This window comes from Oscillibacter sp. CAG:155 (genome assembly GCA_000436875.1).
Classification (GTDB): domain Bacteria; phylum Bacillota; class Clostridia; order Oscillospirales; family Oscillospiraceae; genus Oscillibacter.
The window spans coordinates 1-13,802 of the sequence record FR890864.1; the positions used below are offsets into that span (position 1 = coordinate 1).

Annotated in this window: 13 protein-coding genes and 1 pseudogene; 5 read left to right on the top strand and 9 right to left on the bottom strand. The window is 62.9% G+C overall.

What is annotated here, in order from left to right; genetic code table 11:
• Positions 1-222 (bottom strand): annotated as a pseudogene (locus tag QZL67_RS02885) (stage II sporulation protein E); the annotation flags it as partial.
• A gap of 258 nt (positions 223-480) precedes the next feature.
• Between QZL67_RS02885 and dusB the strand changes: the two are divergent.
• From dusB to QZL67_RS02905, 4 genes are all read left to right on the top strand, one after another.
• Positions 481-1,449: a tRNA dihydrouridine synthase DusB gene (gene dusB / locus QZL67_RS02890; RefSeq protein ID WP_022289272.1), complete on the top strand. Its 969-nt coding sequence runs from the start codon at positions 481-483 to the stop codon at positions 1,447-1,449.
• On the top strand, positions 1,446-2,054 hold the full coding sequence (locus QZL67_RS02895; protein WP_022289273.1) for an RNA polymerase sigma factor: 609 nt from the start codon (positions 1,446-1,448) through the stop codon (positions 2,052-2,054). The genes dusB and QZL67_RS02895 overlap by 4 nt, the downstream gene beginning before the upstream one ends.
• Before the next feature lie 3 nt (positions 2,055-2,057).
• Complete coding sequence (locus QZL67_RS02900; protein ID WP_022289274.1) at positions 2,058-3,047, top strand: zf-HC2 domain-containing protein; 990 nt, start codon at positions 2,058-2,060, stop codon at positions 3,045-3,047.
• A 238-nt stretch (positions 3,048-3,285) separates the two neighbouring features.
• The gene (locus QZL67_RS02905) at positions 3,286-3,804 is read left to right on the top strand and encodes a QueT transporter family protein (RefSeq protein ID WP_022289275.1); all 519 of its coding nucleotides are present in this window, start codon (positions 3,286-3,288) and stop codon (positions 3,802-3,804) included.
• A gap of 61 nt (positions 3,805-3,865) precedes the next feature.
• Here QZL67_RS02905 and rd read toward each other — a convergent pair whose 3' ends face one another.
• The 8 genes from rd to trkA all read right to left on the bottom strand — a co-directional run bounded on the left by rd (position 3,866) and on the right by trkA (position 13,005).
• Positions 3,866-4,024, bottom strand: coding sequence for a rubredoxin (rd, locus tag QZL67_RS02910; RefSeq protein ID WP_022289276.1), 159 nt, complete (start codon positions 4,022-4,024; stop codon positions 3,866-3,868).
• A 96-nt stretch (positions 4,025-4,120) separates the two neighbouring features.
• Positions 4,121-6,427, bottom strand: coding sequence for a polysaccharide pyruvyl transferase family protein (locus tag QZL67_RS02915; RefSeq protein WP_022289277.1), 2,307 nt, complete (start codon positions 6,425-6,427; stop codon positions 4,121-4,123).
• Between the two features lie 16 nt (positions 6,428-6,443).
• Entirely contained in the window at positions 6,444-6,950 is a 507-nt protein-coding gene (locus QZL67_RS02920) for a deaminase (RefSeq protein ID WP_022289278.1), read from the bottom strand.
• 173 nt (positions 6,951-7,123) lie between these two features.
• Entirely contained in the window at positions 7,124-8,101 is a 978-nt protein-coding gene (locus QZL67_RS02925; protein ID WP_022289279.1) for an XdhC family protein, read from the bottom strand.
• 1 nt (position 8,102) lies between these two features.
• The gene (locus QZL67_RS02930; RefSeq protein WP_022289280.1) at positions 8,103-9,443 is read right to left on the bottom strand and encodes a sodium-dependent transporter; all 1,341 of its coding nucleotides are present in this window, start codon (positions 9,441-9,443) and stop codon (positions 8,103-8,105) included.
• A 53-nt stretch (positions 9,444-9,496) separates the two neighbouring features.
• A complete protein-coding gene (locus QZL67_RS02935) occupies positions 9,497-10,105 on the bottom strand; it encodes a sugar O-acetyltransferase (protein WP_022289281.1) in 609 nt (202 codons plus the stop codon).
• A gap of 59 nt (positions 10,106-10,164) precedes the next feature.
• A complete protein-coding gene (locus QZL67_RS02940) occupies positions 10,165-11,628 on the bottom strand; it encodes a TrkH family potassium uptake protein (RefSeq protein WP_292919736.1) in 1,464 nt (487 codons plus the stop codon).
• Between the two features lie 15 nt (positions 11,629-11,643).
• On the bottom strand, positions 11,644-13,005 hold the full coding sequence (trkA, locus tag QZL67_RS02945; protein WP_022289283.1) for a Trk system potassium transporter TrkA: 1,362 nt from the start codon (positions 13,003-13,005) through the stop codon (positions 11,644-11,646).
• Between the two features lie 310 nt (positions 13,006-13,315).
• Between trkA and acpP the strand changes: the two genes are divergently transcribed.
• Positions 13,316-13,546 (top strand): acyl carrier protein, encoded by a 231-nt coding sequence (gene acpP / locus QZL67_RS02950; RefSeq protein WP_022289284.1) that lies wholly within the window; start codon positions 13,316-13,318, stop codon positions 13,544-13,546.
• Positions 13,547-13,802 lie beyond the last annotated feature (256 nt).

Here is a 13,802-nt window from a genome sequence, read left to right on the forward strand (position 1 = left end):
ATCCGCAAAGTCCAAAAACAGCACCGCTCCCACACCGGCCCCCACCAGAGCCGCCAGGCCGTTCCCACCCGGACCGGCCGCCGCCACGCAGCCCAGAGCGAACGGCGCGTAGCCGCCGGGCGTTTGGCTGGCGGTCAGCGCCGCCGTCAGGAAAAAGCGGATGCCCCAGCTCACCAGGCGCGTCGCCTGATCCCGCTGCCATATCATCTGTCCATGCTGCACAGAGGTCCCTCCTACGATTCGCCGCCCGGGCGGGCGGTCTCCTTGGTATGTTCCAACATTTTACAGTCCCCCGCCGGGCAGATTCCGTCGGGAAATGAAAGGGGCGGAAAAAAGCGGCCGTCTTTCTCCGAAGGCAGCCGTTCCAGAGGGGGAAACCGCTTTTTCCGGCGGTGGCGGTCCGCCTCGGTGGACTTTTCCACAAGGCTGTGGTATCATGGGGTTTAATTATGGAAACCCGAGAAAAGGACGGTACCCCCTATGCACATTGGAACTGTGGAAATTTCCTCCCGGCTGGCTCTGGCCCCCATGGCGGGTGTCACGGACGTGGCTTTTCGTCAGATCTGTTCGGAGCTGGGCGCGGGCTATACCTGCACGGAGCTGATCTCCTCCAAGGCTTTGTGCTATCAGGACAAAAAGACCTTCTCCCTCTTGCAGCAGTTTCCCGGGGAGCATCCGGCGGCGGTGCAGATCTTTGGCCACGACCCCGTCTGCATGGCGGAGGCCGCCCAGATCGCCATTGAGCGCACCGGGGCCGATGTGCTGGACATCAATATGGGCTGTCCCATGGGGAAGATCGTCAACAACGGCGACGGCTCCGCCCTGATGCGCCAGCCGGAGACCGCCGCCCGGATCGTGGAGGCGGTGGTAAAGGCGGTGAAGGTCCCGGTAACCGCCAAGTTCCGCCGGGGCTGGGACATGGGCAGCTGCAACTGCGTGGAATTCGCCCGGATTCTGGAGCAGGCCGGCGTCTCCGCCGTGGCTGTCCACGGCCGTACCCGTGCCCAGATGTACAGCGGCCAGGCGGACTGGACCTGCATCCGGGCCGTCAAAGAGGCGGTGAAGGTCCCGGTCATCGCCAACGGGGACATCTGGAAGCCGGAGGACGCGGTGCGGATTCTGCAGCACACCAAGGCGGACATGGCCATGGTGGGCCGGGGATGCTTCGGCAACCCCTGGCTCTTCCAGCAGGCCAAGGCGGCTCTGGAGGGGCTGCCCATTCCGCCGCTGCCCTCCCTGGCGGAGCGGTGCGACACCGCTGTGCGCCAGTTTGAGCTGGCGGCTGCCGCCAAGGGGGAGCGCACCGCCGTGCTGGAAGCCCGCCGCCACTATTGCTGGTATCTCAAGGGAGTGCCCCACTCCGGCTACTACAAGGAGCAGATCGTGCAGATGAACACCCTGGAGGACGTCTATCGGATCACAAGGGGGATCAAACGGGACCTGTCATGAACGATTTACAGGAACGACAATGGATCGCGGCCGCCCGCCGGGGAGACCAGGATGCCTTCGCCTCCCTGGTCCGCCTGTATGAAAAGCGGGTGATGGCGCTGGCCCTGCGGATCTGCCGCAGTCCGGAGGACGCCGCCGAAGCCGCCCAGGAGGCGTTTCTCGCCGCCTGGCAGGGCCTGCCCGGTTTCCGGGGCGAGGCCAGTTTTTCCACCTGGCTCTACCGGCTGACGTCCAATGCCTGCGTGGATCTTCTGCGGCGGGAGGGCCGTCACCGCAGTGCCGCCGGCCCCTCCCTCAACGATGAGGAGACAGACCTGCACCTGCCTGACGACGCCCCCGGCCCCCAGGAGCAGGCAGAACGGCGGGAGCTGCGGGACCAGATCGAAGCGGCGCTGCAGTCTCTGACGCCGGAACACCGCCAGGTGCTGGTGCTGCGGGAGATGCATCAGCTCAGCTATGATGAGATCGCCCGGGTGCTGAAACTGGATGTGGGAACGGTAAAGTCCCGTATCAGCCGGGGACGGAAGCAGCTGCGGAATTTTTTGCTCAAAAGTGGGAACTTTTCTCCCCCCGCTGCGTCCAAAGGATCAGGAAAGGAGGGCTGACAAATGGATACCTGTCAAGAGTTTGCGGCCCTGCTGGACCTGTATGTGGACGGCGCGCTGCCGCCCGCGGAGGCGGAGCGCGTACAGGCGCATCTGGAGACCTGCGATGTCTGCCGGTCCTATGTGGATGACATCCAGGCCATCCGGGCCGCCTTCCCCAAAATCGAAGATACCCCGGTCCCGGAGGGCTTTGCCGACGGCGTGATGGCAGCCATCCGGGCAGGAAAGGCACCGCAGAAAAAGCGGTCGGCTGCCCGGTGGGCGCGGATCGCGCTGCCGCTGGCCGCGTGCCTTGCCATTTTCGCAGTGGTTCAGGTCCCCCTGCTCCAGCGGGACACCGCCGCCGACCAGGCCGCTGGGCAGCAGCTGATTCAAGACACCTCCGACGCCGCCTCCGACCAGGAACACAGCCGCCAGGAGACCGCTGAAGCGGACGAATCACAGCCGGAGCCTGCGGAGCCGAAGTCCCCCGCAGCGGAGGCGGATACCGCCCCGGAATCGGACACCTCCCAGACCGACACCTTCTCCCGGAAAACCTCTCCCCAGGTTTCCGCCGCCTACTCCCTGCAGGAAAGCAGGGATGACAGCAGCACCCTGCGGGATACCTCCCCATCTGTTGAGAGCACCCAGCCACCTGCCCAGGCCATCACGCAGGCGCCCCTGCAGACAGCCAACGGATTGGATGCACCGCAGGGAGAAGAGTCGCAGGCCACGTCCCCCATTGACGAATCTTCCGCCGGAGACGCTGATGATGCTCCGGTGTTCGCTGTTCTCTCCCTCTCGGCTGCCCAGGCCGGTAGCCTGCCGGAGGAGATCACCCCCGTCTCCACCGGGACAGACGGCAGCGTGTGCTACCACCTCACCCCGGCCCAGTATGACGCACTGCTCTCCGCTCTGACGGAGCAGGGCGAGACGCCGGAGCCGTCCCTCTCCGTCCCGGAGAGCCGGGAGGCGGCGGGCGCTTACGCGGTGGTCACCGTAGATCCGAACTAAATAAAGGAGGAGACCGCAAAAATTTGCGGTCTCCTCTTTTATTTTGCGGAAAACTGTGCTATGATAATTGTCGACAGGTGCCATCTCCCTGTCCAAGCGTCCCGTCCGGGGCGTTCGTTCGGCGGTTTTTCCGCCGTTCTCTAAACAAAAAAATGGAGGTCACCCGGCCCTTACCCGGGTTTTTTGCTGTGCGTTTGCGTATCAGGACCTCCGAATCTACATCAGGAGGTCTTTTTTCATGTCCAATTCCCGCTTTACCACCCACCAACTGGCAACTGCCGGCGTCATCGCTGCACTCTACGCGGTGCTGGCCTACTTCGCCTCGGTCTTCGGCATCGCCTACGGCCCCATCCAGTGCCGCTTCTCCGAGGCCCTCTGCGTGCTGCCCTTCCTGTTCCCCGCCGCCACGCCGGGCCTGTTTGTGGGGTGCCTGGTGGCAAACCTCCTCAGCCCCTACGGCGCGCTGGACATCATCTTCGGGTCTCTGGCCACGCTGCTGGCCGCCGTGTGGACCCAGCACACCCAGCACAAGTGGCTGGCACCTCTGCCCCCCGTTCTCTGCAACGCCGTGATCGTGGGCGCTGTCATCAGCTTTGAGCAGACCGGCTTCACCGGTGCCTTTGCAGGTGCTTTCGCCTACAACGCCGTCACCGTGGGCGTGGGCGAGGCCATCGCCTGCTACGTGCTGGGCGGCCTGCTTCTGACCCTGCTGCCCAAGGTTCCCGCCCTGCGGCGGCAGATGCCCTCCTGCGGCTGAGCTAAATCAAACGCAAAAAAGACGTCCTGCTTTCGCAGGACGTCTTTTGATTTGCGGTTGATCAGATTTCCTTGAACTCATCCTTGCTGGCGCCGCACAGCGGGCAGACCCAATCGGCGGGCAGATCTTCCCACTTGGTGCCGGGAGCGATGCCGTTATCAGGGTCGCCGGCAGCTTCGTCATACACGTAGCCACAAGGCTCGCATTCATACTTTTTCATGCTAGGTCCCCTCCATTTCTGATTGATGGTTACATCTTAATGGATTTTCCGCCAATAGTCTATCGCATTTGCAACATCTTATGTGTCTCTTTCCGGTCATTTTCGCAGATGACGCTTGATTTTCTCCTTGGCCTCCGGGGAGAGGAGCCTTCCCGCCGCCCGCACCGGTAAGGCGGGCAGATGGAAAAATTTCCGGCGGACCTCCTCAAAGGGCTCCAGTGCGTAGGATGCGAAGAAGGCGGCCCGGTCCGGCGGCAGGGCAATGGGGGTTGCCAGCCGGGGATTGCCGGCGATAGCCCGTTCAGCGGGGACCGCCTGACGACTCAGGGGCAGCTGGTCGAAGAGGTGGCTGCCGTGGGCGGTGTTTACCATGAGGAGGCTGATGCCCTTTTCCTGCTGCTCCGGCAGTTCGTCCGGCCGCAGGCCCCAGAAATCTCCCAGGGTAAAGTCCCCAGGACGTGTCATGGAGGTGTAGGGGCAGCGGTAGCAGCTGGGCCGCAGGAACAACGCCCGGCCAAAGGCCCGGCCGTACTCCGTAGAAAACAGCGGGGCAGAATCCACGGTGCCGTCGTCATAGACGGTGGTGAAGTGGCTGTCCTTCCAGCCAGTGACCTTGTTGCGGAAGCGGACCGCCTGGAGGCCCTTGTGCTTATGGGCCTCGATGGAGCGGGCCATATCCTCCCACACGCCGGGGGACGGGACCCCGTGGCACACCAAATCGCAAGTGGTGAGGTTCTCCGGCCGGCAGCCCAGGTAGCGGTACAGGCCATCCACCTGGCAGGGAGTTCCGGAAAAGAGCACTTGGCGGGTCTCCAGGGTCTTTTTCACCGTGCGGAAGGTCTCCCCCAGGTCGCTCTGGACGTACTTGGCCCCCCGCAGACGCCACAGGTCCTCCTTGCGGAAGCAGGCGATGTGGCGCAGGTGCTGCTTGCCGTCAAATGCGGCGCCGAACACCACGCCGCCGCTTTCCAGGATATAGTCCGCCAGCGCCGTGAACACACCGCCGGAGGTGGAGTCCTTGCGGATGGCATCGTCCCGGTTCCAGGCGGCAAACACCGCCGGAAGGGGTGCCTTCTCCCGGGTACGCAGAAGGGGGCACACGGCGGTGCAGCGGCCGCAGCGGACGCACCGCTCCGGGTCCACCACCGGGTAGGCAAACCCCTCCCGGTCCCGCTCCATAGTGATGGCGTCCCTGGGACAGCTGTTGGCACAGGCAGTACAGCCGGTGCAGTGGATGTGATCTGCAAGCTCCGGTAGCTTGTCCGGAGCAGTCTCTGCCTGGGTGGGGTGCTCCTCCTCCCTGGGCGCACCGGTGAGCGCACCCCGAAGGTAGTCCAAAGACCCCTGCCGGGCCCGTTCCAGCCGCTGCTCCACGGCGGCATAGTCGATCTCGTCCGTCAGTCCGGCGGTATCGCCCTTGCCGATGATCCGCTCCGTCAATCCCAGGGTAGAGAGCAGGCTGAAGGTCCGGGAGCTCTCCGGCTCCGCCAGCTCCGCAGGCGCCACGGCGGTGAAGAAGGGCTTTTGGAACTGGGTGGAGAACACGGTCCCGTGGAAGGAGTTGGTGCACACCACGCTGGCCCCCTGGAACCAGCCCAGAAACTCCGCCGGACCGGCATCCAGCACGCAGTGAGCCCTGGGATGGACCTTCTGGCGGATACCGCACAGCTGCACCACCGGCAGCCCCGTCTCCTCCGCCAGGCGGTGGATATAGGGTGCCAGGGCACCGGGGCGGCTGATGCAGTAGCAGAGGATATAGCCCCCCTGCATGGGGGCAGGCTCCGCAACCTCCGCCCACTGCCGGCGGTCCAGCAGCAGCGTGGGGTCCAGCACCGCCGGCACGTCCTGCCCAGTGATGTGCCGGACGATCCGCTGTCCCTGCCGCTCCCGGACAGAGAGGTGAGAGAACTGGCCCAGATACCCCGCCAGCTCCTCCTCCATCTCCTCAGGAATCCGGGGGATTCCGAAGGAGGGCGCGTAGGCGATCTTCCGCTGATCTGAGAAGGCACCAAAGAACACCGGATCAAACCGGCCATTGGGGAAGATCTTGGGGTTCCAGATCTGGTCGCTGCCGGAGAGGATCAGATCATAGGGCAGCTGGGCTGCCTGCAGCTCCGCAAAGCTCTCGTAGCGGTGTTCACTGATATGCAGCCGCTCCCCGGCAAAGCGCTCAAACCGCTCGTAGCGGGTCTTGAGCGGGCCGTAGTGCAGCGCCGTATGGGCATCGTGGGCGGCGCTGCCCAGGCCGGTGGGACGGCGGAAGAGGCTGTTATCCTGGTTGACGTAGTAGTTGATGATCTCACACTCGCTGCCCAGGGACTCCACCGCCCGCTCCGTGGCATAAGCCTGGAGCAGCGCCCCGTAATGGTGGATGTGGTAAAAGGTCACAAGTCCTGTTTTCAAGAGAAGGCTCCCTTTCCTATTGCTCGTTCAAAATCGCGTCCGGGTCCTTGGGGATCAGCAGATCATCCTCCGCTACCCAATCGGACACGTTCACCACGTCATACTCCGTCTCTGTCCGGCGGATGACCACCCGGCCCAGACCGGCATTGATGACCATCCGGCGGCACATGGCGCAGGAGGTGGCGTCCCCCAGCAGCTCGCCGGTGCGGGCGTCCCGTCCCACCAGGTACAGTGTGCCTCCCGCCATGTCCCGCCGGGAGGCGGAGATGATGGCATTGGCCTCGGCATGGACGCTGCGGCAGAGCTCGTACCGCTCTCCCCGGGGTACCCGCATGGCCTCCCGGGAGCAGTAGCCCATGTCCACGCAGTTGGCCCGGCCCCGGGGGGCACCGTTGTATCCGGTGGAGATGATCTCATCGTTCTTGACGATGATGGCCCCGTACACCCGGCGCAGGCAGGTGGCCCGCTCCAGCACTGTCTGTGCAATATCCAGATAATAATTTTCCTTGCTGATTCGATCCATCGCCAGCCCTCCGTGGTAAAAAAATGGTGCAATTTAAGATACATCATTGTACCATGGGCCCGGCCGGTTTGACAAGAGGCAGGACCTGCCTTCCTGTCCTTGCGCCGCAGACACCCGCCCTTCCAAGGCTTAAAAAGCGGGGCGAAGCCGCCGGCTCCGCCCCGCCTGGGGTCTCAATCCAGTTTTCCGGCCCGGACACCGATCAGCTCCGCCGCCACCGACACAGCGATCTCCTCCGGGGTCTCTGCCCCGATGGGCAGCCCGATGGGGGCGTGGAGCCGGGCGTATTCCGCCTCGGTAAAGCCCGCCGCCAGCAGCCGCTCCCGACACAGCGCCAGCTTCCGCCGGGAGCCGATGCACCCCAAATACCGGGCGCCGCTGCGGAGCACCTGGCAGAGCACCTCGTAGTCCGCCTGGTGTCCCCGGGTCATGATGACCACATAGTCGTCCGCCGTCACATGCACCTGTCGCTCCAGCGCCAGGAAATCCCCGCACAGCGTCTCCTCCGCCGCCGGGAACAGCGCCGGGTCCGCAAACTCCGGCCGGTCGTCATAGACCACCACCCGGAACCCCACGCTGGAGAGCACCGGCACCAGCGCTTGGGAGACGTGGCCGCCGCCGAAGAGATACACCCGTCCCGGCCGCTCCACCGGCACGGAGAACCACCCGTCCGCCAGCACAGGCTTCTCGCCCAGGAGTTTCCCGTCCGCCTCACCAGCGGCGGCCGCCTCCATGGCGGTGACATGCTCCCCCTCCAGCCGGCGCAGCAGCCATGCGCCGCCACTGCCGCCGGAGAGCTCCATCAGCCGCCGGAACACCCGGATGGCGTCCTCATCCCCGGTGGGCAGGTAGGTAAAGAGCAGTGTCACGTCTCCGCCGCAGACCATGCCGAGGCTGGCAGCGTCCCCCTGGACGAAGCGGAACCGCCGCAGTGCATCCTCCTTCTCCGCCAGCAGCTGGGCACACAGCTTCTGAGCCTCGTACTCCACGTTGCCGCCGCCCACGGTGCCGGTGCTGCGGCCGTCGGGGAACACCGCCATCATGGCGCCGGTGCCCCGGGGGGTGGAACCGCTGCTCTCCAGCACACTCACCAGCTCCGCCGCCTCACCGCCCTCCAGGGCATGGACCAGTTCTCTGAAAAATTCCCGCATATCAGCCGATACCTCCCAACAGCGCGCCCAGGATCAGTACGAACACCGTCACGCCGCAAAAGCCGTACTTGGCCAGCGGATAAAACCAGCCGCCAAGGGGCGTCCGGCGAGCCAGATTCACCTGTTCCAAACAGTCCTTTTTTCCGTAGATCCAGAAGAAAACCACCGCCGCCAGCAGTGCCCCCACCGGGCAGGCGTAGATGGAGCAGACATCCATCCAGTCAGAGACGATCCCCTGAATGCTCAGTCCAACCGCCAGGCCCACCACGCCGATGACCGCCACCGCCTGCAGCCGGGAAAGGCCCAGCCGCTCCTGCAGTGTGGCGGTGGGTGCCTCGAAGAGGTTGATGAGGGACGTGAGGCCCGCGGAGAGGGCCGCCACGAAAAACACCGCCATGATAATGGTGCCTCCCGGCATGGTGTCAAAGAGGTTGGGCAGGAAGATAAACAGGAGACCCGGGCCGCTCTGGTCCAGCGTCTGCCCCGCCGTGGCCATGGCGGGAATGATGACGATGGCCGCCAGCAGCGCCGCCATGGTGTCAAACACCGCCACGGTCCGGGCGGCCCTGGGCACATCCTCCGTCCGGGGCAGATAGGACCCATAGATCAAAGTGCCGTTTCCGGCGATGGAGAGGGAGAAAAACGCCTGCCCCAAGGCATAGACCCACACATAGGGGTCCAGCAGCCCCGCCGGGTCCAGCACGAAGAGGTAGCGGTATCCCGCCGACGCCCCGGGGAGCGTGGCGATATACACCGCAAGCCCCAGAAACAGCAAAAAGAACAGCGGCATCATCACCTTGTTGGCCTTCTCGATGCCGCTGGCGATACCGAAGGCCATGATGAGCAGCGTCAGCACCATGGCCGCCGCCTGCCAGGCCGTATTGCCCCAGGCGGATGCCGTCTCGCTGAAGAGCGCGCTGAACGCGTCCACACCGTCCCGGGACAGCACGGTGCCGGTGAAGGCACCCACCGCGTACTTGAGGAGCCACCCCACCACCACGGAGTAGCCGATGGCCATGGCCAGGGAGCCCAGCACCGGCACAAGGCCCAGGGCCTCGCCCCAGTTCCGGCGGCCGGTGCGTCGCTCCGCCGCGGTGCCGAAGGCGATCATGGGGCCGCCTGCGGCTGCCCGGCCGAAGGCCATCTCACCGATGACGCCGGTGGAGGCGATCAGGGCCACAAAGAGAAAGTAGGGAATCAAAAAAGTGGCGCCGTACTGGGACATTCGGGAGGGAAAGAGCCAGATGTTGCCCATGCCCACGGCGGAGCCGATGCAGGCCAGCTTGAAGCCCCATTTGGACCGGAAATTGTCCCGGTTTGCAGAAGGATCGTGTTTTGCCATATCACTTGCTCTCCAATCTCCGGCGATGCCGGATTTCATGGCCGTGTCGGCCGTCAGTAGTCGGTGACGTCGAAGCGGAAATTGCGCCAGTAGTAGTCCCGGTCCTCCTCTGTGATGGCACGGAGGACCCGGCAGGGATTTCCGGCGGCCAGCACACCCGGCGGCACGTCCCGGCTCACCACGCTGCCGGCACCGATGACCGCGCCCTCCCCGATGGTGACGCCGGGGAGGATCACCACGCTGCCGCCGATCCACACGTGGTCCCCGATGGTGATGGGGGCACCGTACTCATAGCCGGAGTCCCGGCTGGCAGGATGGAGGGGATGGCCCGCCGTGTAGAGGCTGACATTGGGGGCGATCATCACGTGGCTGCCGATGGTCACCTTCCCCACGTCCAGGATGGTGAGGTTGTAATTTGCAAAGAAGTGGTCCCCCACCTCGATATTCCAGCCGTAATCGCAGTGGAAGGGGGGCTCCAGCCACACGTCCTCGCCCGTCCGTCCGAAAAGGGCCTTCAGGATCTCCGGGATCTGCGCCCGGTCCCGGGGATGGAGGTGGTTGAGGTCGTAAATCACCTCTTTACAGTGTGTCCGCTCCTCCTCCAGCCCGTCCTGCCACGCCCGATAGGGCAGTCCCGCCAGCATGCGCTCTTTTTGATTCATGGGCGTTCTCCTTTCTCCACAAGGCATACCGCCGCAGCCAAAGCCGCGGCGGTATGAAGTCAAAGCCGGATCTGCCGGATGGGCAGCTTCTGCCGCCAGATAGAGGGGGCGAAGAGCAGCAGCATGGGGAAGACTTCCAGCCGGCCCACCAGCATGTCAAAGGACAGCAGCAGCTTGGTAAAGTCGGAGAAACTGGAGAAATTGCCCATGGGGCCCACGATCTCCAGTCCGGGACCGATGTTGTTGATGCAGGAGGCAACCGCGGTGAACACCGTCACCAGATCCACCTGCTCCAGCGACACCAGCAGGCAGGACGCGCAGAACACCAGCAGATACACCGCCAGGAACATGTGCACGCCCCGGACATTCTTCTCCGCCAGAGGGCGGCCCTCAAAGCGCACCGTGGTCACAGCATTGGGATGGAGCATCCGCTTCATGTCGCACAGGGCGCTCTTGGTCAAAATCACCAGGCGGGCCACCTTGATGCCGCCGCCGGTGGACCCGGCGCAGGCGCCGATGAACATCAGCATCACCAAAATGGCCTTGGAAAACGCAGGCCAGGCGTTGAAGTCCACTGTGGCGTAGCCGGTAGTGGTGATGATGGAGGAAACCTGGAAGAAGGCATGGCGCAGGCTGGTGCCCACGGAATGGTAGATGTGCAGGATATCCAGCGTGATGGCTGCCACCGCCGTGGCCACAATAATCAAATAAGTACGCAGCTCCTCAGAGTGGAATACATCCCGGAATTTGCGGACCAGCAGGAAGTAATACAGGTTGAAGTTCACACCGAAGAGCAGCATGAAGATGCCGATGACGATGTCGTAATAGGCGTTGTCGTAGGCACCGATGCTGAGGTTGCGGCAGCTGAAGCCGCCGGTGCCGGCAGAGCCGAAGGAGTTGATGCACGCGTCAAAGAGGGGCATGTCCCCCAGAAGGAGCAGGATGATCTCCAGGACCGTCATCACAAGATAGATGCCGTAGAGGATCTTGGCCGAGTCGCCCATGCGGCTGACCAGCTTGCCCACCGTGGGGCCCGGCACCTCCGCCCGCAGCAGATGCATGCCGTGTCCGTCCGTCATGGGCAAAATGGCCATGACGAACACCAGCACGCCCATGCCGCCCACCCAGTGGGTGAAGCTGCGCCAGAAGAGGAGGCTCTTGCTCAGGGACTCCACCTCCTGAAGGATGCTGGCGCCGGTGGTGGTAAAGCCGGAGACCGTCTCAAAAAAGCAGTCCACATAGCTGGGGATCTCCCCGGAGAGATAAAAGGGCAGCGCGCCGAAAGCGGACATGGCGATCCAAGCCAGCGCCACCACCGCCAGGCCGTCCCGCGCAAAGAGTGCCGTGCTCCGGGGGCGGCGGAAGCTCATCAGCGCTCCCAGCAGAACCAGCAGTGCCATGGGCAGAAGAAACGGTTTCAGGGACTCTCCGTAGAGCAGTGCCACCACCAGCGGTATCACCAGCAAAGCGGCCTCTGTCAGCAGAATGCGGCCGATGACAAAGGCGATCATTCGTTTATTCACGGGTCATGCCTTCCTTTACTGAAAAATGTCCCGGATGTCCTGGATCTCGGTGTCCGTCGCCACCACGATCACATCGTCTCCCTGGTTGATGACATCATCGCCGGTGGGAATCACGATGCGGCCGCTGCGGCGGACGATGCCCGCCACCAGAATCCCGCTCCTGATCCGCAGGTCCCGCAGCGGGACCCCTACAAAGGGGTAGTTTTCCTTGATGCCAAATTCCAGCGCCTCCACTTTTTCGTCCACGATCCGGTGGAGTGTCTTGACCTGGGAGCCGGTGGCATTTTTCATGGCCCGGATATATTTGAGGATCAGCTCGGTGGTCACCGCACCGGTGGACACCACGCTGTCAATCATCCCCTCGGTGGATACCAGCTCCATCAACGAGCGGCGGTTGATCTTCGCCACCACCTTGCAGTCCCGGGACTGACGGGCGGCACTCATGGACATGAGGATGTTGGCCTCATCCAGGCCGGTGATGGCCACAAAGGCGTCGGTTTGGCTGATGCCCTCCTCCTGGAGCAGTTCGCTGTCGGTACCGTCACCCACAATCACCAGCGCCTTGGGCAGCCGCTCGCCCATCTCCACGCACCGCTGCCGGTTCTGGTCCACGATCTTGACGGACATGCCCATGTCGATGAGCTGGGAAGCCAGATAATAGCACAGCTTGCTGGCACCCACGATCATCACCGAGGACGCCCGGCCCCGGAACACCCCCAGATGCCGGAAAAAGAGCTCCAGCTCATGGGGCGCGGCAGTGAGGTAGATCTTGTCCCCCGCCTGCAGCACGAAATCGCCCGAGGGAATGTACGTCTCCTCCCGGCGGGACACGGCGCAGATCAGCACCCGGACCCGGATATTGCGGTACAGGTCGGAAAGGCGCATCCCGTGGAGGGCGGAATTTTCCGGCAGTCGGTACTCCACCAGCTCCAACCGTCCCTTGGAAAAAGACTCCAGCTTCATGGCCGCAGGGAACCGCAGCACCCGGGCAATCTCCCGGGCGGTGGCCTTTTCCGGGTTGATGGACATGGAAAGGCCCAGTTCCTCCCGCATGAAGCGCAGCTGCTTTTCATATTCCGGGTTGCGGATGCGGGCAATCGTGTGGGGAATGCCCAGCTTCTTGGCCACCAGACACGTCAGGATATTGATCTCGTCGCTGGAGGCCGTGGCAATGAGCAGGTCCGCCTTGTCGGCCTCCGCCTCTTTCTGGACGTCGTAGCTGGCGCCGTTTCCGCACACCCCCATCACATCATAAATATTAATGATGTTGTCCACCAGCTGGGGATTCTGGTCAATGATGGTGACCTTGTTCTCCCGGGACAGGTGCTTGGTCAGCGCCAGTCCCACTTTTCCCACACCTACAATGATGATTTTCATACAATGCTCCCTCGCCGCTTCTCATGGCGCCGCCTGCACAGGCGGCGCATTTTCTTCATAAAAGGAAATATAGCAGATATTTGGGAAAAAGGGAACCTCTTTTCGCGCCGTCTTGCAGAAAGCCCCGCATTTTATCATTTTATTTATATTCGCCGCCCGCAAACCGGTCTGTTTACAAAAATTTTCCATAGTTTCTGCCAAAATTCTACTTGACAAATGGCCTGTGTCTGGTACAATCAGTTTGATTATTTTATTTAAAATATTTTAATTAAAATAATTGCAACTATTTTTGAACATAAGGAGTACCGATATGGAATTCGAGAAAGTGCGCGATATCATCGTGGAAACCCTGGGCTGCGAGGCTGATCAGGTGACCCCCGAGGCCTCTCTGGCTGACGATCTGGGTGCCGATTCCCTGGCTTCCGTGGAGCTGGTGATGGCTCTGGAAGAGGCCGCCAACATCAAGATCGATGATGCGGACGTTGCCAACCTGAAGACCGTTGGCGACATCATGGACTACCTGAACACCCACAAGGAGTAAGCGGCCGCCGGGGGGACACCGTCCCCCCGCCGCTTTCTTTCTGTCCCGGCGCAGTCTCTGCGCCTTCCCGTTAAAGTACGAAGGCGGCGGCTTGTTGCAAGCGGCCGCCTGCGCTTTATCCGTCGGCCAGAACGCTTTTTTCTGAAAGGATATACCATGACCAACCAAGAAATTTTTGACTTGATGGACCGCTTCGAGCGCAGCTCCCTGCAGAGCATGAAGCTGTCCAAGGAAGGCTTTTCCCTTGAGCTGAGCC

What these genes read in the sequence shown, in the direction of transcription:
- dusB (WP_022289272.1), top strand. Translation starts at nt 481, where the DNA reads ATGCACATTGGAACTGTGGAAATTTCCTCCCGGCTGGCTCTGGCCCCC.
- QZL67_RS02895 (WP_022289273.1), top strand. Translation starts at nt 1,446, where the DNA reads ATGAACGATTTACAGGAACGACAATGGATCGCGGCCGCCCGCCGGGGA.
- QZL67_RS02900 (WP_022289274.1), top strand. Translation starts at nt 2,058, where the DNA reads ATGGATACCTGTCAAGAGTTTGCGGCCCTGCTGGACCTGTATGTGGAC.
- QZL67_RS02905 (WP_022289275.1), top strand. Translation starts at nt 3,286, where the DNA reads ATGTCCAATTCCCGCTTTACCACCCACCAACTGGCAACTGCCGGCGTC.
- rd (WP_022289276.1), bottom strand. Translation starts at nt 4,024, where the DNA reads ATGAAAAAGTATGAATGCGAGCCTTGTGGCTACGTGTATGACGAAGCT.
- QZL67_RS02920 (WP_022289278.1), bottom strand. Translation starts at nt 6,950, where the DNA reads ATGGATCGAATCAGCAAGGAAAATTATTATCTGGATATTGCACAGACA.
- QZL67_RS02925 (WP_022289279.1), bottom strand. Translation starts at nt 8,101, where the DNA reads ATGCGGGAATTTTTCAGAGAACTGGTCCATGCCCTGGAGGGCGGTGAG.
- QZL67_RS02930 (WP_022289280.1), bottom strand. Translation starts at nt 9,443, where the DNA reads ATGGCAAAACACGATCCTTCTGCAAACCGGGACAATTTCCGGTCCAAA.
- QZL67_RS02935 (WP_022289281.1), bottom strand. Translation starts at nt 10,105, where the DNA reads ATGAATCAAAAAGAGCGCATGCTGGCGGGACTGCCCTATCGGGCGTGG.
- trkA (WP_022289283.1), bottom strand. Translation starts at nt 13,005, where the DNA reads ATGAAAATCATCATTGTAGGTGTGGGAAAAGTGGGACTGGCGCTGACC.
- acpP (WP_022289284.1), top strand. Translation starts at nt 13,316, where the DNA reads ATGGAATTCGAGAAAGTGCGCGATATCATCGTGGAAACCCTGGGCTGC.